23 protein-coding genes are annotated in these 25,078 nt (G+C 74.5%); 3 read left to right on the forward strand and 20 right to left on the reverse strand.

From position 1 onward, the window contains the following. Positions 1 to 6: 6 nt before the first annotated feature. From efp to ACI79W_RS11915, 14 genes are all read right to left on the reverse strand, one after another. Complete coding sequence (gene efp, locus ACI79W_RS11850; RefSeq protein ID WP_456562283.1) at positions 7 to 567, reverse strand: elongation factor P; 561 nt, start codon at positions 565 to 567, stop codon at positions 7 to 9. Further along, the gene (locus ACI79W_RS11855) at positions 568 to 1,686 is read right to left on the reverse strand and encodes a M24 family metallopeptidase (RefSeq protein ID WP_456562284.1); all 1,119 of its coding nucleotides are present in this window, start codon (positions 1,684 to 1,686) and stop codon (positions 568 to 570) included. It abuts the gene before it with no gap. Beyond that, the gene (gene aroQ / locus ACI79W_RS11860) at positions 1,683 to 2,117 is read right to left on the reverse strand and encodes a type II 3-dehydroquinate dehydratase (protein ID WP_456562285.1); all 435 of its coding nucleotides are present in this window, start codon (positions 2,115 to 2,117) and stop codon (positions 1,683 to 1,685) included. The genes ACI79W_RS11855 and aroQ overlap by 4 nt, the downstream gene beginning before the upstream one ends. Further along, positions 2,114 to 3,175: a 3-dehydroquinate synthase gene (gene aroB, locus ACI79W_RS11865; protein ID WP_456562286.1), complete on the reverse strand. Its 1,062-nt coding sequence runs from the start codon at positions 3,173 to 3,175 to the stop codon at positions 2,114 to 2,116. Before aroB ends, aroQ begins: the two co-directional genes overlap by 4 nt. Further along, on the reverse strand, positions 3,172 to 3,705 hold the full coding sequence (locus ACI79W_RS11870) for a shikimate kinase (protein WP_456562287.1): 534 nt from the start codon (positions 3,703 to 3,705) through the stop codon (positions 3,172 to 3,174). Before ACI79W_RS11870 ends, aroB begins: the two co-directional genes overlap by 4 nt. After that, a complete protein-coding gene (gene aroC / locus ACI79W_RS11875; RefSeq protein ID WP_456562288.1) occupies positions 3,702 to 4,886 on the reverse strand; it encodes a chorismate synthase in 1,185 nt (394 codons plus the stop codon). The genes ACI79W_RS11870 and aroC overlap by 4 nt, the downstream gene beginning before the upstream one ends. 76 nt (positions 4,887 to 4,962) lie before the next feature. Then, complete coding sequence (locus ACI79W_RS11880; RefSeq protein ID WP_456562289.1) at positions 4,963 to 5,625, reverse strand: prepilin peptidase; 663 nt, start codon at positions 5,623 to 5,625, stop codon at positions 4,963 to 4,965. A 10-nt stretch (positions 5,626 to 5,635) separates the two neighbouring features. Next, the gene (locus ACI79W_RS11885; protein ID WP_456562290.1) at positions 5,636 to 6,442 is read right to left on the reverse strand and encodes a shikimate dehydrogenase; all 807 of its coding nucleotides are present in this window, start codon (positions 6,440 to 6,442) and stop codon (positions 5,636 to 5,638) included. After that, on the reverse strand, positions 6,435 to 8,108 hold the full coding sequence (gene mltG, locus ACI79W_RS11890) for an endolytic transglycosylase MltG (RefSeq protein ID WP_456562291.1): 1,674 nt from the start codon (positions 8,106 to 8,108) through the stop codon (positions 6,435 to 6,437). The genes ACI79W_RS11885 and mltG overlap by 8 nt, the downstream gene beginning before the upstream one ends. A 56-nt stretch (positions 8,109 to 8,164) precedes the next feature. Further along, positions 8,165 to 8,839 carry a Holliday junction resolvase RuvX gene (gene ruvX, locus ACI79W_RS11895; protein ID WP_456562292.1) on the reverse strand — a complete coding sequence of 225 codons (675 nt, stop codon included), beginning with the start codon at positions 8,837 to 8,839 and terminating at the stop codon, positions 8,165 to 8,167. A gap of 5 nt (positions 8,840 to 8,844) precedes the next feature. Further along, positions 8,845 to 11,541, reverse strand: coding sequence for an alanine--tRNA ligase (gene alaS / locus ACI79W_RS11900; protein ID WP_456562293.1), 2,697 nt, complete (start codon positions 11,539 to 11,541; stop codon positions 8,845 to 8,847). Positions 11,542 to 11,593: 52 nt separating this feature from the next. Then, entirely contained in the window at positions 11,594 to 11,878 is a 285-nt protein-coding gene (locus tag ACI79W_RS11905) for a hypothetical protein (protein WP_456562294.1), read from the reverse strand. Next, entirely contained in the window at positions 11,878 to 12,303 is a 426-nt protein-coding gene (locus ACI79W_RS11910) for a DUF948 domain-containing protein (RefSeq protein ID WP_305999633.1), read from the reverse strand. Before ACI79W_RS11910 ends, ACI79W_RS11905 begins: the two co-directional genes overlap by 1 nt. Before the next feature lie 98 nt (positions 12,304 to 12,401). Beyond that, the gene (locus tag ACI79W_RS11915; protein WP_456562295.1) at positions 12,402 to 13,739 is read right to left on the reverse strand and encodes a replication-associated recombination protein A; all 1,338 of its coding nucleotides are present in this window, start codon (positions 13,737 to 13,739) and stop codon (positions 12,402 to 12,404) included. Between the two features lie 36 nt (positions 13,740 to 13,775). On the opposite strand from ACI79W_RS11915, the gene ACI79W_RS11920 reads away from it, so the two are divergent. Next, positions 13,776 to 14,636 (forward strand): aldo/keto reductase, encoded by an 861-nt coding sequence (locus ACI79W_RS11920; protein WP_456562296.1) that lies wholly within the window; start codon positions 13,776 to 13,778, stop codon positions 14,634 to 14,636. 253 nt (positions 14,637 to 14,889) lie between these two features. On the opposite strand, the gene ACI79W_RS11925 is transcribed toward ACI79W_RS11920, so the two are convergent. After that, complete coding sequence (locus ACI79W_RS11925) at positions 14,890 to 15,981, reverse strand: pyridoxal-phosphate-dependent aminotransferase family protein (RefSeq protein ID WP_456562297.1); 1,092 nt, start codon at positions 15,979 to 15,981, stop codon at positions 14,890 to 14,892. Positions 15,982 to 15,999: 18 nt separating this feature from the next. Here ACI79W_RS11925 and ACI79W_RS11930 point away from each other — a divergent pair, with 18 nt between their 5' ends. Beyond that, positions 16,000 to 16,497, forward strand: coding sequence for an ASCH domain-containing protein (locus ACI79W_RS11930; protein WP_456562298.1), 498 nt, complete (start codon positions 16,000 to 16,002; stop codon positions 16,495 to 16,497). 113 nt (positions 16,498 to 16,610) lie between these two features. On the opposite strand, the gene aspS is transcribed toward ACI79W_RS11930, so the two are convergent. From aspS to ACI79W_RS11950, 4 genes are all read right to left on the reverse strand, one after another. Continuing rightward, positions 16,611 to 18,386: an aspartate--tRNA ligase gene (aspS, locus tag ACI79W_RS11935; protein ID WP_456562299.1), complete on the reverse strand. Its 1,776-nt coding sequence runs from the start codon at positions 18,384 to 18,386 to the stop codon at positions 16,611 to 16,613. A gap of 36 nt (positions 18,387 to 18,422) precedes the next feature. Next, positions 18,423 to 19,406: an aldo/keto reductase gene (locus tag ACI79W_RS11940; RefSeq protein ID WP_456562300.1), complete on the reverse strand. Its 984-nt coding sequence runs from the start codon at positions 19,404 to 19,406 to the stop codon at positions 18,423 to 18,425. Positions 19,407 to 19,414: 8 nt separating this feature from the next. Next, a complete protein-coding gene (hisS, locus tag ACI79W_RS11945; RefSeq protein ID WP_456562301.1) occupies positions 19,415 to 20,677 on the reverse strand; it encodes a histidine--tRNA ligase in 1,263 nt (420 codons plus the stop codon). 103 nt (positions 20,678 to 20,780) lie between these two features. Next, positions 20,781 to 21,464 (reverse strand): MBL fold metallo-hydrolase, encoded by a 684-nt coding sequence (locus ACI79W_RS11950; protein WP_456562302.1) that lies wholly within the window; start codon positions 21,462 to 21,464, stop codon positions 20,781 to 20,783. A 147-nt stretch (positions 21,465 to 21,611) separates the two neighbouring features. Here ACI79W_RS11950 and ACI79W_RS11955 point away from each other — a divergent pair, with 147 nt between their 5' ends. Then, complete coding sequence (locus tag ACI79W_RS11955) at positions 21,612 to 22,451, forward strand: peptidylprolyl isomerase (protein WP_456562303.1); 840 nt, start codon at positions 21,612 to 21,614, stop codon at positions 22,449 to 22,451. 139 nt (positions 22,452 to 22,590) lie between these two features. Here ACI79W_RS11955 and ACI79W_RS11960 read toward each other — a convergent pair whose 3' ends face one another. Beyond that, complete coding sequence (locus tag ACI79W_RS11960) at positions 22,591 to 25,035, reverse strand: RelA/SpoT family protein (protein ID WP_456562304.1); 2,445 nt, start codon at positions 25,033 to 25,035, stop codon at positions 22,591 to 22,593. Between the last annotated feature and the right edge of the window lie 43 nt (positions 25,036 to 25,078).

The following is a 25,078-nucleotide window of genomic DNA, read 5'->3' on the forward strand; positions in this document are numbered from 1 at the left end:
CCGCGGTCAGTTGACGCGGCCGAGGTAGCGGCCGTCGCGGGTGTCGACCTTGAGCTTCTCGCCGGTGCTGATGAACAGCGGCACCTGGATCTGCGCGCCGGTCTCCAGCGTGGCGGGCTTGGTGCCACCGGTGGAGCGGTCGCCCTGCAGGCCCGGGTCGGTGTGCTCGACGACGAGCTCCATGGTCACCGGCAGCTCGACGTAGAGCGGGGTGCCGTCGTGGACCGCGACGATGACCTCGGTGTTGTCGAGCAGGTAGTTGGCACCGTCGCCCACGGTCTCGGCGGGCACGTAGATCTGCTCGAAGGTGTCGCCGTCCATGAAGACGAAGTCGGTGCCCTCCTTGTACAGGTAGGTCATCGACCGCTTGTCCACGGTGGCCGTCTCGACCTTGGTGCCGGCGTTGAAGGTCTTGTCGACGACCTTGCCCGACAGCACGTTCTTCAGCGTCGTGCGCACGAAGGCCCCGCCCTTGCCGGGCTTGACGTGCTGGAAGTCGGTGACGGTCCAGAGCTGGCCGTCCAGGTTGAGGACGATGCCGTTCTTCAGGTCGTTGGTGGTAGCCATCTAGAGGACCAGCAGTTCCTTGCTCGTGAGGGTCAACAACTCGGGCGCGTCGTCGGTGACGATCAGGGTGTCCTCGATCCGGACACCGCCGTGGCCGGGCAGGTACACACCCGGCTCCACGGTGACGGCCATACCGGCGGCAAGAGTACCCGCGCCCTGCTGGCCGATGCCCGGCGCCTCGTGGATCTCCAGGCCCACCCCGTGCCCGAGGCCGTGGGTGAAGTGGTCGCCGTGCCCGGCCGCGACGATCACGTCGCGCGCGGCGGCGTCGACGGCGGCGACGTCCACCCCGACCGCGAGCGCCGCCCGGCCGGCCGCCTGCGACTCCGCCACCAGGGCGTAGACCTCCCGCTGCCAGTCCGCCGCCCGGCCCAGCACCAGGGTGCGGGTCATGTCGGAGTGGTAACCCTCGACGGTCGCGCCGAAGTCCAGCTTGAGGAAGTCACCGGGGCGCAGCTCGGTGCGGTCGGGACGGTGGTGCGGGATGGCCGAGTTGGCCCCGGTGGCGACGATCGTCTCGAACGACGGGGCCTCGGCGCCCAGGGCCAGCATCCGGGCGTCCAGCTCGCGGCCCACCTCCAGCTCGGTGCGGCCCGGCCGCAGCGCCCCCTCGGCGGCCAGCTCGGCCAGCGCCTGGTCGGCGACGGCGCACGCGCGGCGCAGCGACTCGACCTCGTCGGCGTCCTTGACCGCCCGCTGCCCCTCGACGGCCCGGCGCACGGACGCCAGCTCCGGCACGGTCCCGCCGGCGGCGGCGTCGACGAGCACCCGCTCCAGCCCGTGCAGCCCGTCGACGGTGAGGTCGTGCGACTCGTAGCCGATGCGCCGGGCGGGCGGCGCTCCGGAGCCAGAACGCACGGCCTCCCGGGCCAGCGCCGGCACGGTGGCCCGGTCGACGAGCAGCTCCAGGTCGGGGACCTGCACGCCCGCCTGGGTGGTGTACCGGCCGTCGGTGCCGAACACGTCACGGCCGTCCACCCGCAGCAGCAGCGCGCCGTTCGAGCCGGTGAAACCGGTGAGGTACCGGACGTTGAGCAGGTTGGTGACCAGCACGGCGTCCAGCCCGCGGTCCGCGGCGGTGGCCCGGAGCGCCTCCCGCCGCTCACGGGCGCGGCTCACGAGACACCCCGGAGCGTCATCCACTGCAGCGCCAGCACGTAGCCGTGCACACCGAGCCCGGCGATGGTGCCGTCGGCCACCCGCGAGACGTAGGAGTGCCGCCGGAACTCCTCGCGGCGGTGGATGTTGCTGATGTGCACCTCCACCACCGGGGCGGTGACCGCGGCGAGAGCGTCGTGCAGCACGACGGAGGTGTGCGTCCAGCCACCGGGGTTGACGATCACCGGGGCACCGGCATCGGTCGCCTCGTGGACCCAGCGCAGCAGCTGGCCCTCCTCGTCGGTCTGGCGCACCAGCACCTCGACGCCGAGCTCGCGGGCGGCCGTCTCCACGAGCTCGACCAGCTGGTCGTACGTGGTCGTGCCGTAGATCTCGGGCTCGCGGGTGCCGAGCCGGCCGAGGTTCGCGCCGTTGAGCACGTGGATCGTCATGAGTCGTCTCCGGATACGGCGGCCCAGGCCGCGTCGAGCCAGGCCTGGTCGGGATCGGTCAGGATGCGCGGGTTGCCCAGCCCGTCGAGGACGACGAAGCGCAGCGAGGCTCCGCGGGCCTTCTTGTCCACGCGCATGACCCCCTGCAGCCGCGGCCAGTCGCCGGCGTAGGTGGTGGGCAGCCCCATGGCGGTGAGGAGCTCGCGGTGCCGGTCGACCTCCGCGGGGCTGAGCAGCCCGGCCTGCCCCGCCAGCTCGGCGGCGAAGACCAGCCCGACGGCGACCGCCTCGCCGTGGCGCCAGCCGAAGTCCTCGACCCGCTCCACCGCGTGACCGAGCGTGTGCCCGTAGTTGAGGAACTCCCGGACGCCGGTGTCCAGCAGGTCCTCCCCCACCGCCGCGGCCTTGACCCGCACCGCGCGCTCGATGAGCTCCTCGGTGTCACGGCGCCCCGTCGGGTCGGCGGCCAGGAGCTCGAGGATCCGGCCGTCGGCGATGAAGCCGCACTTGACGACCTCGGCCAGCCCGGCGCGGAACTCCGCCTCGGGCAGGCCGGCCAGCAGGTCGGTGTCGGCGAGCACGCCCGCGGGCGGGTGGAACGCGCCGACCAGGTTCTTGCCGGCCGCGGTGTTGATGCCCGTCTTCCCGCCGACGGCGGCGTCCACCATGCCCAGCAGGCTGGTGGGCACCTGGACGACGCGGATGCCGCGCGTCCACGTGGCGGCCAGGAACCCGGCCAGGTCGGTGACCGCGCCCCCGCCGAGCCCGACCACGGCGTCGGACCGGGTCATGCCCAGCCGGCCGAACTCGTCCCACACCTCGGCGGCGACCTGCGCGGTCTTGGCGGCCTCGCCGTCGGGGACGACGACCGCCTCGGCCGCGACGCCGGCGGTCTGCAGCGTCTCCACGGCGGCGCCGGCGGCGGCGGCGAGCGGCGGGGCGTGCACGACGGCCACCTTCGGCGTGCCGGCAAGGACGAGGGCCAGCTCCGCCTGGGCACCGGCGCCGATGACGACCTCGTAGGGCTGCTCCCCCGCGACGGGGACGCGGCGGGTCATCGGGCCTCCTCCGGGGTCAGGACTGCGAGCACCTCGGCGACGACCTCCTCCGGTGGGCGCCCCGCGGTGGCGACGCGGTGCGTGGCCACCTCCGTGTAGAGCGGGGCGCGCTGTTCCAGCATGGTGCGCAGCATCGCGCGCGGGTTCACGGCCAGCAGCGGGCGGTCGCGGGAGAGCCCCACGCGGCGGGCGGCGGAGGCGACGTCGACGTCGAGCCAGACGACGACCCCACCGCCCCGGCCGTGGAGCACGAGCCGCTCCCGGGTGGCGGCGCTGGTCACCGCGCCGCCGCCGAGGGCCAGCACCCCCGCGTGCTCGCCGAGCGCGCGGGCGACCGCCTGCTCCTCCAGCGCGCGGAAGTGCGGCTCGCCGTGCTGGACGAACAGGTCGGCGACGGTCGTCCCGGTCGCCTCCTCGACGTCGCGGTCGGTGTCCCGGAAGGCCAGCCCCCGCGCGGCGGCGACCGCCGTGCCGACCGTCGTCTTCCCCGAGGCGGGCGGGCCGACGAGGACCAGGGCCGGCCGGCTCACCGGTAGGGCAGGGAGTCGAGGTAGGCCTGCGCGTTGCGCCGGGTCTCGGCCACCGAGTCGCCGCCGAACTTCTCCAGCGCAGCGTCGGCCAGCACGAGGGCGACCATCGCCTCCATCACGACGCTGCCGCGGGGCACGGCGCAGGCGTCGCTGCGCTGGTTGATCGCGACGGCGGCTTCGCCGGTGGCGACGTCCACGGTCTGCAGCGCCCGGGGCACGGTGCTGATCGGCTTCATCGCGGCGCGGACGCGCAGCACCTCGCCGTTGGTCATGCCGCCCTCGATACCCCCGGCCCGGTCGGTGAGCCGCTGCACCCGCCGGCCGTCGTCGGCCAGGACGATCTCGTCGTGGGCCACCGAGCCGCGGCGGCGGGCAGTCTCCAGGCCGTCGCCGACCTCCACCGCCTTGACCGACTGCACGCCCATGAGGGCGGCGGCCAGCCGGGCGTCCAGGCGCCGGTCCCAGTGCACGTGGCTGCCCAGGCCCGGCGGCAGGCCGTGGACGACGACCTCGATGACGCCACCCAGCGTGTCCCCGTTCTTGCGGGCGTCGTCGATCTCGGCGGTCATGCGCTCGCTGGTGGCGGGGTCGGCGCAGCGCACCGGGTCCTCGTCGAGCCGGGGGTTGTCGTCGGGCCCGGGCACGAGGCCGTCGGGCGCGACCACCGGGCCGATGCCCACGACGTGGCTCACGACCGACACCCCGAGCGCCTGCCGCAGGAAAGCCTGGGCGATCGCGCCGAGGGCCACCCGCGCGGCGGTCTCCCGGGCGCTGGCCCGCTCGAGGACCGGCCGGGCGTCGTCGAAGCCGTACTTCTGCATGCCCGCCAGGTCGGCGTGACCCGGCCGCGGGCGGGTCAGCGGCGCGTTGCGGGCCTGCCCGGCGAGCACCTCGGCGTCGACCGGGTCGGCGGACATGACCGTCTGCCACTTGGGCCACTCGGTGTTGCCCACCTGCACCGCGATCGGCCCGCCCTGGGTGCGGCCGTGGCGCACACCGCCGGTCAGGGTGACGACGTCCTGCTCGAAGGACATCCGGGCGCCCCGCCCGTGCCCCAGCCGGCGGCGGGCGAGCTGCAGGTCGAGGTCGGCCGTCTGCACCTCGACCCCGGCCGGGAGGCCCTCGAGGATGGCGGTGAGCTGCTGGCCGTGCGACTCACCGGCGGTCAGCCAGCGCAACATGCAGCGCATTCTGCCCTACCCCGCCTCGGTCCCGAGGCTCACCCCGGACGTGCGACGGCTGAGCGGGACGGGTGCTTCAGGCGGGTGGCACGCCGCCGATCGCCAGCGCCAGGACGGCGCCGACCAGCAGCGGCGGGCCGAAGGGCACGGTGCTGCGCCAGCCCGCCCGTCCGGTCGCCACCAGGACGAGCGAGACCATCGCCCCGGTGACCAGGCCGAGGAACAGGCCGGCGAGCAGCACCCCCCAGCCCGCCCAGCCGAGCACCAGCCCGAGCAGCCCGAGCAGCTTGACGTCACCGAACCCCAGGGCCGCAGGGCCGGTCAGCCGCGCGGCCCCCGAGAGGACGAGGGCTGCGGCGCCGGCCACGAGGGCCCGGAGCAGCGCCGGCCAGGTGCCCAGCAGTGCGGCGTCGGCGAGCAGGGCGGCCCCGCAGACGGCAGCGGCCGGGAGGAGCACGCGGTCGGGCAGCCGGTGCGCGGCGAGGTCGACGCCGGCCAGCACGACCGCCGCGCCCGCGGCCCAGACCAGCGCCGCGGTGGCGGGGCGGAGCCCGGAGAGCAGCACGGCGCCGGTCAGGAGCCCGGCGCCGAGCGTCGCCGTCGACGCCACCCGGGCCGGCGACGGCCCGGCGGCGTCGTCCCGGATGGCCAGGCGGACGGTCACGCGGGCCAGGACGGGCCCGAGGGCGCACCCGGCGGCCACCGCGCCACCGGCGAGGACGGCGTGGGACACCTCCACGGCCGGCGGCTCAGCGGGCGTCGAGCGCGGCCCGCATCGCGCCGATGGGCGCCGGCCGCCCGGTCATGAGCTCCACCTGGGCGGTGGCCTGCCAGAAGAGGACCTCCAGCCCGCCGATGACCGCGCCGCCGGCAGCGGAGACCCGCTCGGCCAGCGGGGTGGGCCAGGGGGCGTAGAGCACGTCGAGCACGGTCTGCCCCCGGTCCCACTCCAGGGCGGCGACGGCCGGCTGCCCCGCGACCGGCACGGTGCTGACGACCACGGGTGCCTCGACCCGTGCCCCCGCCAGGGGCAGCACCCGCACCGTCACGCCGAGGGTCTCCAGGACCCGCACCACGTCGCCGGCCCGGGCAGGTTCGCGCACCACGACGTCGACCCGCTCGGCTCCCAGCGAGGCCAGCGCCACCGCCGCGGCCGCCGCCGTCCCCCCCGCGCCGAGCACCGCCGCGTGACCCACCTCGTCGACACCGGCCACCTGCAGCGCCGTGCCGACGCCGGCGACGTCGGTGTTCTCGGCCCGCCAGCCGGCCGCGGTGCGGACGAGCGTGTTCGCCGCACCCAGCAGCCGCGGGAGGGGCTCCACCACGTCGGCGACCTCGACCGCGGCCTGCTTGCAGGGCATCGTCACCGAGAAGCCACGCCACTCCTCCCCGAGCCCGGCCAGCAGCACCGGCAGGTCCTCGGCCCCGACGTCCAGGGCGTCGTAGGTCCAGCCGGTCAGCCCCAGCGCCGCGTAGGCGGCGCGGTGCAGCAGCGGGGAGAGCGAGTGGCTCACCGGCCGCCCGAGGACCGCTGCCCGCTGCGGCCGCTCAGCCACCGCACCCGAGGCCGGCGTCGGCGCACCGCTGGCGGGCCTGCTGGAACTCGGCGTAGTCGCTGGTGAAGAAGTGCGACCCGTCCTGCGACTCGAGCACGTAGTACAGGAGGTCCCCGGTCGTCGGTGCCAGCGCCGCCTCCAGGCTCGCCTCACCCGGCGAGCTGATGGGCGTCGGCGGCAGGCCCTGGCGGGTGCGGGTGTTGTACGGGCTGTCGGTCTGCAGGTCGGTGACCGTCAGCTCGTTGCCGCTCTTGTCCAGGCCGTAGGCCAGGGTCGCGTCGATGCCGAGGGCGATGCCCGTGTCGAGGCGGTTGTAGATGACCTGCGCGACGTCGGCCCGCTCCTCGTCGAGCCGGGTCTCCGACTGGACCATCGAGGCGACCGTGACCACCTCGCCGGGCGTCCGCCCGAGGGCGGCGGCCCGCTCCTCCAGCCGCAGCCGGGCGGCGACCTCGTCGAAGGTCTCGACCATCCGCTGCAGCATCTGCTGCGGCGTCGTGCCGGGCTCGAAGTCGTAGGTCGCCGGGAACAGGTAGCCCTCCAGCTGCCCGCCCGCGTACGGGGGCAGCGGCAGCGCCGCGGGGTCGGCCGCCGCCTCCAGCTCCGCCAGCGGCGTGCCGGTCTGCTCGGCGAGCCGGGCGAGGACCTGGTCGACGGTGAAGCCCTCGGGCACGGTCACCCGCGAGACCTGCCGGGAGGCCGGGTCCAGCAGCAGCTCCAGGGCCCCCTGCCCGCTCATCTGCAGCCGCAGCGAGTAGACGCCGGGCTGGATGCCGGTGGCCGCGGGCTCGTCCTGCGCGGCGTCCACGAACGGCCCGGTGGAGGCGATGACGTCGGCGTCGGCCAGGGTGCGGGCGATGTCGGTGAGCGTGTCGCCCTGCTGCACCCGGACGTCGACGCTGCCGCTGCCGGGGCCCGCGTAGTCGCGGGCGGCCGGGTCGAGCATGCCGAGGAGCTTCTGCCCGGCGAGCACGATGCCCACGACCATGCCGCCGAGGACGAGCAGCGCCAGCCCGATCGCCAGCGGGCGCCGGCGCCGCCGTCGTCGCCGCGGGTCCGTGCGCGGGTCGTAGGGGGCGACCGGGATCTCGTCGTCGTGCAGCAGACCGCCGTCGTCGGGGTCACCGTGCAGGCCCAGGTCCTCCTGCGGGTGGAAGGCGGCCGTCTCGTCCTCCGGGGTGGCGCCGGCGGCGCGCGGGGGCACGTCGTCACCCCGGCGCCGGCGCCGGCCGCGTCGCCGCGGCCGGTCGTCGTCCACGTTGGCGCCGATCACGTCCAGCCCGCCGGTCAGGTCGTCCGCGGCGGGCTCGGCCGACGGCTCCTCGGCGGTGTGGTCCCGGGGACCGGAGAGCCGGGGCGCGGCGACGGTCGCGTCGTCGTCCGCGTCGTCCTCGCGCGGCCGCAGCCGGTGCCACGCGCCGGCCGGCAGCGGCGGCAGCGGGGCGGAGGGGTGCTGGCGGCCGGAGCCGTCGTCGTCGCCGTGCCGGGCGGCCAGGGCGTCGCCTGCCGAGGACCACCCGCCCGGCGTGCCCATGGGCCCGGTCTCGTCACCGGAGCGGTCGACCAGCCCGGCCCCCGGGCGCGGGAACACCGGCGGGTGGCCGGTGGGGCCCGGCGGGAAACCACCGGCAGGGGTGCCGAAGCCGGTCGGGAACGGTGCCGGCATGCCACCGGTCCCGTCGTCGAACGCGTGCCTCCCCCGCCGCGGCCCGCCGGGCGCAGTCATGAGGGCGCCTGCCGGCTGTCGAGGTACTGCTGCAGGATGACCACGGCCGCCGCCTGGTCGATCACCGCGCGCTGGCGACGGCTGTCGATGCCGCCCTCCCGGAGGTGGCTGGCTGCGGTCACGGTCGAGAGCCTCTCGTCGATCAGGTTCACGGGCACGTCCGGGATCCGGTCGGCCAGTTCCTGTGCGTAATCGGCAGCATCCTGCGCGGAGGCACCGGGCGCACCGGACAGGTGCACCGGCTCTCCCACGACCACCTCTGACACCTCGTGTTCCGCGACCAGGGCGGCGAGCCGGTCCAGGTCGGCGCCGTCCTTCGCGCGGCGGAGGGTCTCCAGCGGGCTGGCGAGGGTGCCCGTCGGGTCCGACAGCGCCAGCCCGACCCGCACGGTCCCGACGTCGACGCCGAGCACCCGGCCCCGGGCACGGCCGGCCCCGGGGCGGCGCGGGGGCACCTGGAGGTGCTGCGGCCAGCCGCCGGAGAGGTCGATCTCGGTGGTCTCGTGCTTGACCGGTGGGAAGCCCTGGCTCAGGTCGATCTCGGTGGTGGGGTGGTACGTGGGCTGCTCCCCCGTGGTCGGGCGCGGACGCGCCGGCGGCACCGCCGGCAGGTCGCGCCGCCGACCACCGACCGGGCCGGTGTCCTCGGGGTTGTAGTCGGTGTCGGGCACGTTGGTCACCTTCCCGTGGCGGTCGCGACCGCCTGCTCGCCGGCCTGCAGTGCCGCGGGGATACCCGCGGGATCGGTTCCGCCCCCCTGGGCGACGTCGGACTTGCCGCCACCGCGGCCGCCGACGGGTGCCGAGGCCGCCTTGAGGACGTCGTTGGCCGACAGCCCCCGCGAGACCGCGGCCGGGTTCAACGCCGCCACCAGCGCCACCTTGCCACCGGACTCCGACGCCAGCAGCACGACGGCCGGCCGGTCGGCGCCGAGCCGGCCGCGGACGTCGAGCGCGAGCGTGCGCAGGTCGCCGCCGCCGAGGCCGGCCGGGGAGCCGGTGACGACGGCGACGCCACCGGCGTCGCGGGCCGACGCGGCGAGCTCGCCGGCGACGGCCAGCGTCTGCTGCGCGCGCAGGTCGGCCAGCTCGCGGTCCACGTCGCGCAGCCGCGAGACCATGCCGCTGACCCGCTCGACCAGGCCGTCCTGCGGCGACTTGAGGAGCTCGGCGAGCTGGCGCACCAGGTCCCGCTCGCGCGCCAGGTAGCGGAAACCCTCCAGCCCCACCACGGCCTCGACGCGCCGGGAGCCCGAGCCCACCGACGACTCCCCGGTGAGCGCCAGCGTGCCGATCTGCGCGCTGCCGCGCACGTGGGTGCCACCGCAGAGCTCACGCGACCACGGGCCGCCGATCTCCACGACCCGCACCTGCTCGCCGTAGGTCTCCCCGAACAGCGCCAGCGCGCCGAAGGCCTGGGCCTCGGGCAGCGTCATCCAGGAAGCGGTGACCCTGTGGTCGGCGCGGACGGCGGCGTTGGCGACGTCCTCGATGTCGGTGCGCTGCTGCTGGGTGAGCGCGCCCTGCCAGGCGAAGTCCAGCCGCAGGTAGCCCGGCCGGTTGTAGGAGCCGGACTGCAGCGCCTGCGGGCCGAGCACCTGGCGCAGCGCGGCGTGCACCACGTGCGTGCCCGAGTGCGCCTGGCAGGCCGACAGCCGCCACTCGCGGTCCACCTCGGCGGTGAGCTCGGCGCCGGCGCGGAGCTCACCCTCGAGCACCCGCACCTGGTGGGCGACCAGGCCCTTGACCGGGCGTTGCACGTCGATCACCTCGGCGCGGCCGCCGTCCCAGGTCAGGGTCCCCGCGTCGGCCACCTGCCCGCCGGACTCGGCGTAGAACGGCGTGCGGTCGAGCACCACGCGGGTGATCTCACCGGGACCGGCCGGGCGGTCGCCCTCGTCCTCGCCCTCGGCGACGACGCCCAGCACCCGCGAGTCGGTGCGCAGGGTCTCGTAGGCCCGCCAGTCCGTGGGGCCGTGCTCGGCGAGCAGCCGCCGGTAGGCCAGGACGTCGACCGACCCGGTGCGCTTGGCCCGGGCGTCGGCGCGGGCGCGGTCCCGCTGCTCCTTCATCAGGGCCCGGAAGCCCTCCTCGTCGACGGTGACACCCTGCTCGGCGGCCATCTCGAGGGTGACGTCGATCGGGAAGCCGTACGTGTCGTGCAGGGAGAACGCCTGCTCGCCCGAGAGCGTGGGCGCGCCGGTCCGCTTGGCCTGCTGCACCGCGGTGTCGAACAGCGCCGTGCCCGAAGCCAGGGTGCGGCGGAACGCCTCCTCCTCGGCGTAGGCGACCGACGAGATGCGGGCGAAGTCGGTCTCCAGCTCCGGGTAGCTGGCCTTCATGGCGTCCCTGGACACCGGCAGCAGCTCGGGCAGGGTGGCCTCGTCGACGCCGAGCAGCTTCATCGAGCGGACGGCGCGGCGCAGCAGCCGGCGCAGGATGTAGCCGCGCCCCTCGTTCCCCGGTGTGACGCCGTCGCCGATGAGCATCAGCCCGCTGCGCACGTGGTCGGCGACGACACGCAGCCGCACGTCGTTCGTGTGACCTTCCCGCCCACCCGAGCCGTAGGTGACGCCGGCGAGGTCGGCGGCCCGGCGCAGCACCGGCGCCACCTCGTCGATCTCGTACATGTTGTCGACGCCCTGCAGCAGGAAGGCCACCCGCTCCAGGCCCATGCCGGTGTCGATGTTCTTGTTCGGCAGCTCGCCGACGACCGTGAACTCCTCCTTGCTCCGGACGTCGGTGAGCTCGTACTGCATGAAGACGAGGTTCCAGATCTCGAGGAACCGGTCGCCGGCGGTGTCGACCAGCGGACCGCCCTCGGGGCCGTACTCGGGGCCGCGGTCGTAGTAGATCTCCGAGCACGGGCCACCGGGGCCGGCCGCCCCGGTGTGCCAGTAGTTGTCCTTCTTGCCCAGCCGCTGGATCCGCTCCACCGGCAGCCCGGCGATGCGGTGCCAGGCGTCGGCGGCCTCGTCGTCGTCGAGGTAGACCGTCACCCAGATGCGGTCCGGGTCGAAGCCGAGACCGCCGTCCTCCAGCCGCCCGGTGATCAGGTCCCAGGCGTGCTGGATCGCCCCCTCCTTGAAGTAGTCGCCGAAGGAGAAGTTGCCGTTCATCTGGAAGAACGTGCCGTGCCGCGTGGTCTTGCCCACCTCCTCGATGTCGAGGGTGCGGACGCACTTCTGCACGCTGGTGGCCCGCGGGAAGGGTGCGGGCTCGCGGCCGGTCAGGTAGGGGATGAACGGCACCATGCCGGCGACGGTGAACAGCAGCGAGGGGTCGGGCGACACCAGCGAGGCGCTGGGGACGACGGTGTGGCCACGCTGGGCGAAGTGCTCCAGGAAGCGGCGGCGGATCTCGGCGGTCTGCATCAGGTCTTCTCGGTGTCGGGGGCCGGGGTGGTGCTCGGTCCGGCTCCGGGGGTCAGAGGTCGGCGGCGTGCGCCCCGCGGCGCAGCACGGCCGCGTCGCCGGTCTCGGGCAGCGGTGCGTCGAGCCCGGTGCCGGCGCGCAGCTCCAGCTCGCGCTCGGCCATCGCCTCGCGGACGTCGGCCCCGAAGTCGCCGATCGCGTCGGCGAGGTCGCGCAGCCCGTCGGCGATCGAGGCGCCGATGCCGGCGGGCGTCATCTTCTCGGCGGCGGCGGAGAGCTTGCGGACGACGAGCGCGCCGATGGTGACGCCCATCGCGAGCCAGAACAGCCGGCGCATCAGGCGGCCCGCCGGGCGGACCGGCGCGCGCGGCGCGCCTCCTTGTCGCGGCGGGCGGCGTCGGCGATCGCCTGCCCCTCCCGCTTCTTCTTCGTGGCGCTGCGGACCCCGTAGCTGAACGCGGCCACCTTGATCAGCGGGCTGCCCAGGGTGGCGGCGACGACGCTGGTGAGCGCAGCGACGTTGCTGGAGACGTTGGCCGCGTTGCCGGTGATGTCGTCGACCCGCTCCAGGTTGCTGTTCACGTGCGCGACCGTGGTCCCGGCCTGGCTCAGGATCGGCGCGCTCTGCTCGCGGACCTGGCGGATGGTCAGGGTCGTCTCGTCGAGCGTCCGGCCGAGCTTGAGCAGCGGGACAGCCACGAGCACCACCAGCAGCACCAGGGCCCCGGCTGCGATCAGCCCGGCGATCTCTCCTACGGACACGCGTGCTCCTGTTCTGAGGGGTTCGGCGCCGGGGGCGACGTTCCGGCCTCGTCACAGTAGTCGCGGGGCCGCCGGGCCGTCCGTGCCCCGCCGCGGGGTCAGCGCGTCCGGCGGAGGATCGCGCGCAGCTTCGCCAGCCGCTCGCCCAGCCGCGCCTCGACGCCGCGGTTGGTCGGGCGGTAGTAGTCCCTGCCCACGAGGGCGTCCGGCGGGTACTGCTGGGCCACGATCCCGTCGGGGTGGGCGTGGGGGTAGGCGTAGGTCTTCCCGTGGCCGAGCTTCTTCGCCCCGGCGTAGTGGGCGTCGCGCAGCACGGGCGGCACGGGGCCGGCCAGCCCGGCGCGGACGTCGGCCACCGACTCCCCGATCGCGACCGTGACCGCGTTCGACTTCGGCGCGGTGGCCAGGTGGACGACGGCCTGGGCGAGCGGGAAGTGGCCCTCGGGCATGCCGATGAACTGCACCGCCTGCATCGCGGCGACCGCGGTCGTCAGCGCGGTCGGGTCGGCCATGCCGATGTCCTCGCTGGCGCTGATGACCAGGCGCCGGGCGATGAAGCGGGGGTCCTCCCCCGCCTCGACCATGCGCGCCAGGTAGTGCAGCGCGGCGTCGACGTCGCTGCCGCGGATGCTCTTGATGAGCGCGCTGGCGACGTCGTAGTGCTGGTCGCCCTGGCGGTCGTAGCGGACCGCCGCCTGCGCGACCGCCGTCTCCAGCGTCGCCAGGTCGATCTCGGTGGCGCCGACCGCACGCGCCGCCCCGGCACCGGACTCGAGGGCGGTGAGCGCCTTCCGCCCGTCGCCGCCGGCGATGCGGACCAGGTGCTCCTCGGCTTCCGCGGCCAGGGTGACCGCGCCGTCGAGGCCGCGGTCGCTGGTGAGCGCACGGTGCAGCAACCGGCGGACGTCGTCGTCGGTGAGCGGCTGCAGCGCCAGCACGAGGCTGCGGGACAGCAGCGGGCTGACCACGGAGAAGAACGGGTTCTCGGTCGTGGCGGCGATCAGGCTGACGATCCGGTCCTCCACCGCAGACAGCAGGCTGTCCTGCTGGGTCTTGGAGAAGCGGTGCACCTCGTCGATGAACAGCACGGTGCGCCGGCCGGCGTAGGTGAGCTCGCGCTTGGCGCTCTGGATCACCGCGCGCACCTCCTTCACCCCGGAGTCCAGCGCCGACAACTGCACGAACTGCCGCTTGGTGGCCAGCGAGATGACGTGGGCGAGGGTGGTCTTGCCGGTGCCGGGTGGGCCGTAGAGCACCAGCGACATCGGCTCGTCGGACTCGACCAGCCGGCGCAGGGGCGCCCGGTCGCCCAGGAGGTGCTGCTGGCCGACGACCTCGTCCAGCGAGCGGGGGCGCATCCGCACCGCGAGCGGGGCGCCCGGGTCGACGCCCGGTGCACCCGCCTCGCCCGGCGCGGGGTCGAACAGCGAGGTCACGGTTCCCGACGCTACCCGGGGGGCACGACAGCCCCCATGCAGCAGCGACGCATCGGAGCCGTGACCGTGGGCGCCATCGGGCTGGGCGCCATGCCCCTGTCCACCAAGGACGAGCGCCCCTCGGCGGAGGACGCCGTCGCCGTGGTGCACGCCGCGCTCGACGCCGGCGTCACCCTGATCGACACCGCCGACGCGTACGCCCGCGACGAGGCGGAGTTCGGCCACAACGAGGAGCTGGTGGCGCGGGCGCTGGCCGCCTACGGGGGCGACACCTCTTCTGTGCTGGTCGCGACCAAGGGCGGGCACACCCGCCGCGGCACCGACTGGGAGCTCGACGGGTCACCGGCGTACCTGCGCCGGGCCTGCGAGGACTCGCTGCGGCGGCTGGGCGGGGACGCCATCGGGCTCTACCAGTTCCACCGGCCCGACCCGGCCACGCCGTGGGAGGAGTCGATGGGCGCGCTGCGGCAGCTGGCCGACGACGGGCTGGTGCGCATGGTGGGGATCTCCAACGCCGACATCGCCCAGATCGACGTCGCCCGGTCGATCGTCGGTGATGCGCTGGTGAGCGTGCAGAACCAGTTCTCCCCCGGCTGGCGCCACTCGGCCGACGAGCTGGCGCACTGCGCGGGCCACGGGCTGGCCTTCCTGCCGTGGAGCCCCTTCGGCGGGGTGACCTCCGCTGGGTCGCTGGGCTCCACCGCGCCGGCGTTCGCCGAGGTGGCCGACGAGCTCGGCGTCTCGGTGTACCAGGTGACCCTCGCCTGGCACCTGGCGCAGAGCGAGACCGTCCTCCCCATCCCGGGCGCCTCACGCGTCGCGTCGGTCCAGGACTCCGTGGCTGCGGCCGGGCTGACCCTCTCCCCCGACCAGCTCGCCCGCCTCGACGGCGCCTGACCCCTGGCCACCGCGCTCAAGGGCGCACCGCCCGGGCGGCGGGAAGGCGGCGCCGGGCGGCCCAGACCAGGGCGGCCACCGCGACGGCCACCAGCCGACCGCCGCCACTCCGACCAGCGCCCACGGCGGCAACCGGCGGGACGACCGACCCGGCGGTGCACCCTGGTGCGAGACCCCGTGGTGCAGCCGGTGCCCAGTGTGCCCTGCACCACATCCCGCCGGGCCCGCCGCGAGGGCTCGGCGGCGGCGGGCGTCAGCGGCCCAGGACGTCCGCCAGCGCGGCCAGCACGAGACCCACCTTCGCGGGCGAGGCGTTCGGGCCCATCAGGCCGATCCGCCACACCGTCGCCGCGTAGGCGCCGGCGCCCGCGCCGATCTCGACGTCGTAGCGTTCCAGCAGCTCCCTGCGCACCGCGGCGGAGTCCACGCCGTCGGGCACCTTCACCGTCGTCAGCTCCGGCAGCCGGTGGCCCTCGGCGGCGAACAGCTCCAGCCCGAGCTCGGCCAGCCCCTCGTGCAGCAGCCGCCCAGCCTCGGCGTGCCGGGCGTGCACGGCGTCCAGCCCCTCATCGAGGATCCGCCCGAGCCCGGCGTGCAGCGAGACGACCATCCCGGTCGGGGCGGTGTGGTGGTAGGTGCGGCCACCGGAACCGGCGGCCTCCCCGGCATAGCCGCCGAGCATGCCGAGGTCGAGGTACCAGCTCTGCGGCTTCTCGATCCGCCGCTCCCAGGCCCGGTCGGAGATGGTGAACGGCGCGAGCCCCGGCGGCACGCCGAGGCACTTCTGCGAGCCGGAGTAGGCGAGGTCCACGCCCCACTCGTCGAGCCGCACCGGGATGCCGCCCAGCGAGGTGACGCAGTCGGCGAGCAGCAGGGCGTCGCCCTTCCCGGCGGCCAGCGGCTCGAGGTCCGAGCGCACCCCGGTGGAGGTCTCGGCGTGCACCGCGGCGATGAGCGTGGGCGACGGGTGGGCGGCCAGCACCCGCTCGGGGTCGACCGGCTGCCCCCACTCGTGCTCGACGGCGACGACCTCGGCCCCGCACCGGGCGGCGACGTCGGTCATCCGCTGCCCGAACAGGCCGTTCACCGCGACGACGACGACGTCGCCCGGGCCCACGGTGTTGACGAACGCCGCCTCCATCCCGGCCGAGCCGGTGGCCGACAGCGGGAGCGTGCGGCGGTTGTCCGTGCCGAACACCTGGCGCAGCCGCTCCGAGGTCTCGTCCAGCACGTGCAGGAAGAGCGGGTCGAGGTGCCCCAGCAGGGGCAGGCCGAGCGCGGCGGTCGCCTCCGGGTAGGGGTTGGACGGGCCGGGTCCGAGCAGGGTGCGGGCGCGCAGCGGCATGCCCTGCAAACTACCGGCGTGGCCACCGACCAGCCGGGCGACCTCGACCGCACCGCCGCAGTCGCGTTGCACCGCGAGTACGCCGCCACGCTGCCCGACCCGCCGCTCGAGGAGCCCGCGGTCGAGCGGTTCGGTGACAGCACCACGCTGGCCGACGAGCTGATCGGCCTGGTGCTCGCCGGGACCAAGCGGGCGACGGCCGCCCTCGTCGTCGACTTCCTCGACGACGGCCAGCCCCTGCCGCGCATCGGGGGGCACTGGGTCGCCTGCGACGGCAGCGGGGCGCCGCGCTGCGTCCTCCGGACGACGGAGCTGCGCCTCGGCCCGCTGCACAGCGTCGACGACGCCTTCGCCTGGGACGAGGGCGAGGGCGACCGGACCCGGGAGAGCTGGCTGCGCGAGCACGAGCGCTACTTCCGGCGCACCCTGCCCCCGCGCGGCCGGGCGTGGTCCGACGACCTCGAGGTGGTCTTCGAGCGGTTCCGCGTCGTCTGGCCGCCCGAGGTCGCCGGCTGATCCCCTCCCCGCCGGGCGCCGCCCCCGGGGTCAGGACCACAGTGCACCCGCGCCAGTCGTGCTCTGCCCACCCCACGTGGGCAGAGCCCTACCACCCCGGCGGGGGTGGAGGACTACTTCGTCGGGTCCGACGGGCCGGGGGCACCCGGCTCACCGGGCAGCGCGGGCTCCTCCGGCTTCGCGTCGATGCCGGCCTCCTTGCGCTGGGCCTCGGTGATCGGCGTCGGCGCGCCCGTCAGCGGATCGAACCCGGCGCCGGTCTTCGGGAAGGCGATGACCTCGCGGATCGACTCCACCCCCGACAGCAGCGCCGAGAGCCGGTCCCAGCCCAGCGCCGCCCCCGCGTGCGGCGGCGGGCCGTAGGCGAAGGCCTCGAGGAAGAAGCCGAACCGCTCCCGGGCCTCCTCGCGCGACATGCCGAGGGTCTCGAACACCCGCTCCTGCAGCTCGGCGTCGTGGATGCGGACCGAGCCGCTCATCACCTCGTTGCCGTTGATCACCATGTCGTAGGCGTCCGACAGCGCCGCGCCCTTGTCCTCGGCGAACCGGTCGCGCCACTCGGGGGTGGGCGAGGTGAACGGGTGGTGCATGAAGGTCCAGTCGCCGTCCTCGGTCTCCTCGAACATCGGGAAGTCGACGACGAAGAGGAACGACCAGCTGCCCGGCTCGATCAGCTCCAGCCGCTTGGCGATCTCGTTGCGGGCCGCACCGAGCAGCTCCTGCGAGGGGCGGCGGGCGCCGGCGGCGAAGAACACGCAGTCCCCGGGCTGGGCCCCGACGGCCTCGACCAGCCCGTCGCGCTCCGCCTCGGAGATGTTCTTGGCGACCGGACCGCCCAGCGTGCCGTCCTCGGCGATCGTCACGTACGCCAGGCCGCGGGCCCCGCGCGACTTGGCCCAGTCCTGCCAGGCGTCGAACGCCCGGCGCGGCTGCGACCCGCCACCGGGCATGACGACGGCCCCGACGTAGGGCGCCTGGAACACCCGGAACGGCGTCCCGGCGAAGTACGACGTCAGCTCGGTGAGCTCGATGCCGAAGCGCAGGTCGGGCTTGTCCGAGCCGAACCGGTCCATGGCCTCGCGGTAGGTCATCCGCGGGATGTCGGGGACGTCGTAGGACGCCAGCTCCCGCCACAACGCCCGGACCACGTCCTCCGCGATCGCAAGCACGTCGTCGCGCTCGACGAAGCTCATCTCGAAGTCCAGCTGGGTGAACTCCGGCTGCCGGTCGGCGCGGAAGTCCTCGTCCCGGAAGCAGCGGGCGATCTGGTAGTAGCGCTCGAGGCCGCCGATCATCAGCAGCTGCTTGAACAGCTGCGGAGACTGCGGCAGCGCGTACCACTTGCCCTGCTGCAGGCGCACCGGCACGAGGAAGTCCCGCGCACCCTCGGGGGTGGAGCGGGTGAGGTTCGGCGTCTCCACCTCGGTGAACCCGTGCCCGGCCATCACCCCGCGCGCGATCCGGCTCACCTCCGAGCGGAGCCGGATCGCCTTCGCCGGGCCCTGCCGGCGGAGGTCGAGGTAGCGGTACTTGTAGCGGACGTCGTCGGACGCCGCCTGGTCGGTCTCGATGGGGAACGGCAGCGGCGCCGAGGCCGACAGCACCCGCAGCTCCGAGGTGGCCACCTCGACGTCGCCGGTGGGCAGCTCCGGGTTCTCGTTGCCCTCGGGGCGGCGCCGCACCTCCCCGGTGACGAGCACGCAGTACTCGTTGCGCAGGTGGTGGGCCTCGTCCTCGCGGACGACGACCTGGACGTACCCGGAGGCGTCGCGCAGGTCGAGGAAGACCACCCCGCCGTGGTCGCGGCGGCGGGCCACCCAGCCGGCGAGGGTGACGGTGGTGCCGGCGTCGGACGCGCGCAGCGTTCCGGCGTCGTGGGTGCGGAGCACGTCGGGCCTTTCGCAGGAACGGTAGGAGGGGGTTGCTTACCAGCGGTCGTGCACGTGGGCGCGGATGCGCTCGTCGTACACCCGCTCGAGGTCGGCGAGCTGGGCGTCCGAGAGCGGCGCCATGGTGGCCGCCGCGACGTTGCCGCGCACCTGGGTGACGTTGCGCGCCCCCGGGATGACGGTGGTGACGCCGGGCTGGTCGATCACCCAGCGCAGGGCGAAGGCCGCGGTGGGCACCGCGTCGCCGGCGATCTCGGCGACCTCCCGGGCCGCGGCGACGCCGACGTCGAACGGCACGCCGGCGAAGGTCTCGCCGACGTCGAAGGCCTCGCCGTTGCGGTTGAAGTTCCGGTGGTCGTCGGCCGGGAAGGTCGTCGACTCGTCGTACTTGCCGGTGAGCAGGCCGCTGGCCAGGGGCACCCGCGCGAGCACGCCCACCCCGGCGGCGGCCGCGGTGGGCAGCAGCTCCTCCAGCGGCTTGCGCCGGAAGATGTTGAGGATGACCTGGATGGTCGCCACGCCCTCGTGCTGCAGCGCCGTCAGCCCCTCGGCCACGGTCTCCACCGAGACGCCGTAGGCGGCGATCGAGCCGTCGGCGACGAACCCGTCGAGGGTGTCGTACACGCGCTGGTCGGAGTACACGGCGGTCGGCGGGCAGTGCAGCTGCACCAGGTCGAGGGTGTCGACGCCGAGGTTGCGGCGCGACCGGTCGACCCACGCACGCAGGTTCTCCGGGGTGTACTGCGCGGCCTCGAACGGGTCGGCGCGCCGACCGGCCTTGGTCGCCACGAACGGCCGGTCGGCCCGCGGCGCGAGCGCCTTGCGGATCCGCTCCTCGGAGCGGCCGTCGCCGTAGACGTCGGCGGTGTCCAGCAGGGTCACCCCGGCGTCGAGCGCCGCGTCGAGCACCTCGGCGGCGGTGTCCTCGTCGACGTCGCCCCAGTCACCGCCGAGCTGCCACGTGCCCAGCCCGATCACGCTGACCTCGGCCCCGGTCCTCCCGAGCGGACGCTGCTCCATCGAAGTACTCACTCCTCCACACTCGCACGCACGGTCTCGAACAGCTCGCCCACGGGGACGGGCCGCTGCTCGCCGGTGCGCATGTCCTTGAGCTGACCGACGCCCTCGGCCAGGTCCCGCTCCCCCACGACGACGACGTGCGCGGCGCCGGAGCGGTCGGCGGCCTTCATCGCGCCCTTGAGCCCGCGGTCGCCGTAGACGGTGTCGGCCGAGATCCCGGCCTCCCGGAGCTGCCCGACCAGCCGGACCGCCAGCCGCTTGGCTTCGGTTCCCAGCGGGACGACGAACGCCTGCACCCCGGCCGACGCCCCGATGTCGAGGCCCTCGGCCTGGACGGCGAGCAGCGTGCGGTCCACCCCGACGGCGTAGCCGATGCCCGAGACGTCGGGGCCGCCCAGGGCCGCCGACAGCCCGTCGTAGCGCCCCCCGCCGCCGATCGCCGACTGGGCGCCGAGACCGTGGTGCACGAACTCGAACGTCGTCTTCGTGTAGTAGTCCAGACCGCGCACCAGCTTCGGCGCCTCGGTCCACGTCACGCCGAGGTCGGTCAGGTGCTGGCGGACGGCGTCGTAGTGCGCCTTCGTGGAGTCCGAGAGGTGGTCGACCATCAGCGGGGCGTCGTCGAGCTGGGCCTGCACCTCCGGCCGCTTGTCGTCGAGCACCCGCAGCGGGTTGATCGCGGCCCGGCGGCGGGTCTCCTCGTCGAGGTCGAGCTTGTCGAGGTAGGCGACCAGCAGCTCGCGGTACTGCGGCCGGCAGGTGGCGTCGCCCAGCGAGGTGAGCAGCAGCTCGAAGTCGGTGAGCCCGAGGTCGCGGAAGCCCTGCACCCCCAGCGCCACCACCTCGGCGTCCAGCGCCGGGTCGTCGACGCCGAGCGCCTCCATGTCGACCTGCGTGAAGTGGCGGTACCGGCCGGCCTGCGGCCGCTCGTAGCGGAACGCCGTGCCGACCGTCCACAGCTTCACCGGCAGCGCCCCGCCGTGCAGGCGGTGCTCGATGAACGCCCTCATCAGCCCGGCGGTGAGCTCGGGGCGGAGGGTCAGCGAGCGGCCGCCGCGGTCGGTGAAGGTGTACATCTCCTTCGTCACGACGTCGGTGGACTCACCGACACCGCGGGAGAAGACGGCGGTCTCCTCGAACACCGGCGTCTCGACGTAGCCGTAGCCGGCCCGCCGGAGCGGCGCGGTCAACGTGTCGCGGACGGCGAGGAAGCGGGCGGAGTCCGGAGGCAGGGTGTCGAAGGTGCCCTTCGGGGCGGTCAGGCCGCTCACAGTGCACCCCGTCCGGCTCCGGACTCGTTCCGCTCCTCGGTCGCCGTCCCTCGCACGCGGGAGGTGCCCCCAGCCTGCGGCGATGCTCGCTCGCCCGTCGCGCTCACAGCCCCCGCCCCTTCGGTGCGGCCGAGGCCTCGGCCAGGTAGGGGTTCGTCGCCCGCTCGCGGCCGATCGTCGTCGCCGGGCCGTGGCCGGGCAGCACGACGGTCTCGTCGTCCAGGGGCAGGACGACGTCGCGCAGGGACGCGAGCATCGCGTCCCACGAACCGCCGGGCAGGTCCACCCGGCCGACGGAGCCGGCGAAGAGCACGTCACCGGCGAGCAGCCCGGGCGCCTCGCCGAGGTCGAGTTCGAAGACCACCGACCCCTGGGTGTGCCCGGGTGCGTGCCGGACCGTGAGGTCGACGCCCGCGAGCGAGAGCACCGCACCGTCGTCGAGCGGCAGGACGTCCGAGGGGTCCGGCAGCCGGACGCCGGTGATCAGCGGGGCCAGCGCGGGCCCGTGCCAGCGCGCGGGGTCCGACAGCATCCCGGAGTCCTGCGGGTGCAGGTAGGCGGGGATGCCGTACCCGTCGCACACCGGCAGCACGGAGAAGGTGTGGTCCAGGTGGCCGTGGGTAAGCACCACGGCGACGGGTTTGAGACCGTCGTCGGCGAGCATGCGGGCCAGGGGCTCGACGGCGTCCATGCCCGGGTCGACGACGACGCACTCCTGGCCCGGTCCGGACGCCACGGCGTAGCAGTTGGTGCCGAACGCGCCGGCGGGGAACGAGCGGATGAGCACCCGTGCAGGTTACGCGGGGGCGCACGGGGGTTCCGGCGCTGCCAGGGAACGTCCAGTCCGGCCGCCTAGACTCCCTCCCCGACCAGCGCGCCGCCGCCCGTCGTCGCGGCCGCCGACCGAGCCCGTCCGCCCGAGGAGTCCGCCCCCGTGCCCACGAACAAGCAGCGCCGGGAAGCCGCGCAGCGTCACCTGCAGCGCCAGCTGGAGCGCCGCGCCGAGCAGGCGAAGAAGCGCCGCCGCAACCTCGGCCTGCTGCTCACCGCGCTCGCCGTCGTCGTGGTCGTGGGGGCCGCCCTGCTCATCACGAACGTGCTTGGCGGCGACGACACGACCGACGACGTGGCGGCCGAGCCGACGACGCCGGCTGCCACCTCGTCGGCGGCGCGCACGACCAACGCCGACGGCACGGTCACCTGCGAGTACCTGCCCGACGAGTCGGGCAACACCAACCTCACGGACGTCGGCACCCCGCCGAACCCGGAGACCACGCCCACGCAGGGCACCGCCACCGTGCTGATGAGCACCGACCAGGGCGACGTCACCCTCACCCTGGACCGGGCGAAGGCGCCCTGCGCCGCGGCCAGCTTCGTGTACCTCACCGAGCAGGGCTTCTACGACGGCACGCCCTGCCACCGGCTCGTCAACGCCGACACGTTCGGCGTGCTGCAGTGCGGCGACCCGACCGGCACCGGCTCCGGCGGGCCCAGCTACAAGTACGCCGAGGAGGTCACCCCGGACACGACCTACCCCCGCGGGACCGTGGCCATGGCCAAGACCGCGGCGCCGAACAGCACGGGCGGCCAGTTCTTCCTGACCTTCGTGGACACGGAGCTGCCCCCGGAGTACACGGTGGTCGGGACGATCGACGAGGCCGGCCTCGGCGTGCTCGACGCGGTGGCCGCCGGCGGGGTCCAGGGCGCCGAGGGCCCCGGTGACGGTGCCCCGAACATCCCGGTCACCATCGAGGACATGGCCGTCGTCGGTTGAGCCGGCCGCCGTCCTGGCTCACCTGGAGGGGTCCTGGCTCACGGCCGGAGGTGAGCCAGGACCCGTCGTGATCAGGTGTGACCTGATCACGGGAGACGGCGAGTCCGGCGACCGCGGACGGCGGAAACGCCGCCGTCGCTCAGGCGGTGACGCGCTCGACGTCGAAGACGCCTTCGACGTTGCGCACCGTCTGCAGCACCGCGCCCAGGTGCGCGGGGTCGGCCAGCTCGAAGGTGAACCGGCTGATCGCGACGCGGTCGCGGCTGGTCTGCACCGACGCCGACAGGATGTTGACCCGCTCGTCGGCCAGCGCCTTGGTCACGTCCGAGAGCAGGCGGTGCCGGTCGAGGGCCTCCACCTGGATGGCCACCAGGAACACCGACCCCGGCGAGGAGGCCCACTCGACCTCCACCAGACGTTCAGGCTTGCTGCGCAGGTCCCCGGCGTTGGTGCAGTCGGTGCGGTGCACGCTGACACCCCCGCCGCGGGTCACGAAGCCGAGCACGTCGTCGCCGGGCACCGGGGTGCAGCACTTGGCGAGCTTGGCCCAGACGTCGGTCATGCCGTGGACGATGATCCCCGGGTCGCCGCGGGCCGGGCGCCGTGCCACCGGGCGACGGGTCGGGATGGCGGTCTCGGCGATGTCCTCCGCCGCACCCTCGCTGCCGCCGAGGGCGACCATCAGCTTCTCGACCACGGAGGCCGCAGAGAGCTGGTTCTCCCCCACCGCCGCGTACAGGGCCGTGACGTCGGCGAAGCGCAGGTCCTTGGCCAGCGTCGACAGCGCCTCGCCACCGAGCAGCCGCTGCAGCGGCAGGCCCGCCTTGCGCATGGCCCGCGTCAGCGCCTCCTTGCCGGCGTCGACCGCGTCCTCGCGGCGCTCCTTGGTGAACCACTGGCGGATCTTCGTGCGGGCACGGGAGGAGCCGACGAAGGTCAGCCAGTCCTTCGACGGGCCGGCCGTGGGCGACTTCGAGGTGAAGATCTCGACGACGTCGCCGTTGTTCAGCTTGCTGTCCAGCGAGACCAGCGAGCCGTTCACCCGCGCGCCGATCGTCCGGTAGCCGACCTCGGTGTGCACCGCGAACGCGAAGTCGACGGGCGTGGACTCCCCCGGCAGGCTCATCACGTCGCCCTTGGGCGTGAAGACGAAGACCTCCTGCGGCCCGAGGTCGTAGCGCAGGGTCTCCAGGAACTCGCCGGGCTCCTGGGCCTCGCGCTGCCAGTCCAGCAGCTGGCGGAGCCAGAGCATGTCGTCGGCCGAGCCGGCCTTGGGCGGCGCACCGCTCTCCCCGGCCGCGGGCTTGCCGCCGGCGCGGGCCTTCTCCTTGTACTTCCAGTGCGCCGCGATGCCGTACTCGGCGGTGCGGTGCATGTCGTGCGTGCGGATCTGCAGCTCGACCGGCTTCCCCTGCGGGCCGATCACCGTCGTGTGCAGCGACTGGTACATGTTGAACTTCGGCATCGCCACGAAGTCCTTGAAGCGGCCGGGCACCGGCTGCCAGTGGGCGTGCATGATGCCCAGCGCCGCGTAGCAGTCGCGCACCGAGTCGACCAGGATGCGGATGCCGACCAGGTCCCAGATGTCGGTGAAGTCCCGGCCGCGGACGATCATCTTCTGGTAGATCGAGTAGTAGTGCTTGGGCCGCCCGGTGACGACGGCCTCGATCTTGGCCGCACGCAGCTGCTCGGTGACCGATGCGGTCACCTCGGCCAGGTACGTGTCCCGGGAGGGCGCCCGCTCGGCCACCAGCCGCACGATCTCGTCGTAGCGCTTGGGGTACAGCGTGGCGAACGCGAGGTCCTCGAGCTCCCACTTGATCGTGTTCATGCCCAGCCGGTGGGCCAGCGGGGCGAGGATCTCCAGCGTCTCGCGCGCCTTCTTCTCCTGCTTCTCGGGCGGGAGGAAGCGCAGCGTGCGCATGTTGTGCAGCCGGTCGGCGAGCTTGATGACCAGCACCCGCGGGTCGCGGGACATCGCGACGATCATCTTGCGGATCGTCTCGGCCTGTGCGGCGTCGCCCAGCTTCACCTTGTCGATCTTGGTCACGCCGTCGACGAGGTGGGCGACCTCCGAGCCGAAGTCGGTGGTGATCGTCTCCAGGGTGACGCCGGTGTCCTCGACCGTGTCGTGCAGGAGCGCCGCGATCAGCGTCGTGGTGTCCATGCCGAGGCCCGCGAGGATCGTGGCGACGGCGAGCGGGTGGGTGATGTAGGGGTCGCCGCTCTTGCGCTTCTGGCTGCTGTGCGCTGTCTCGGCGACGTCGTAGGCCCGCTGCAGGAGCGCCAGGTCGGCCTTGGGGTGGCTCTGCCGGTGCAGCGCGGCGAGCGGCTCCAGGACCGGCCGCACCAGACCGCTGCGCTGGCCCGCGACGATCCGCCGGGCGAGCCGGTCGCGGACGCGCCGGCGCGGGATGCCGGGCTCTGCGTCGGGCTCGGCACCGACGTCGTCGGGACGGCGGACCGCCGGGCGCTCGGGCAGGGGGCTGCGCACGGGCGGCTCGGACACGGGGTCGACGACGGCCCCACCGGTGGCTGCCCCGGCCCGCGCGGCAGCCGTGTCGGCGGCTACTTCGGACGCCACGGCGACTCCTGCGGCTGGCAGAGGGGGGACCCTCACCATGCTA

It is taken from the genome of Blastococcus sp. SYSU DS0533 (assembly GCF_054050775.1).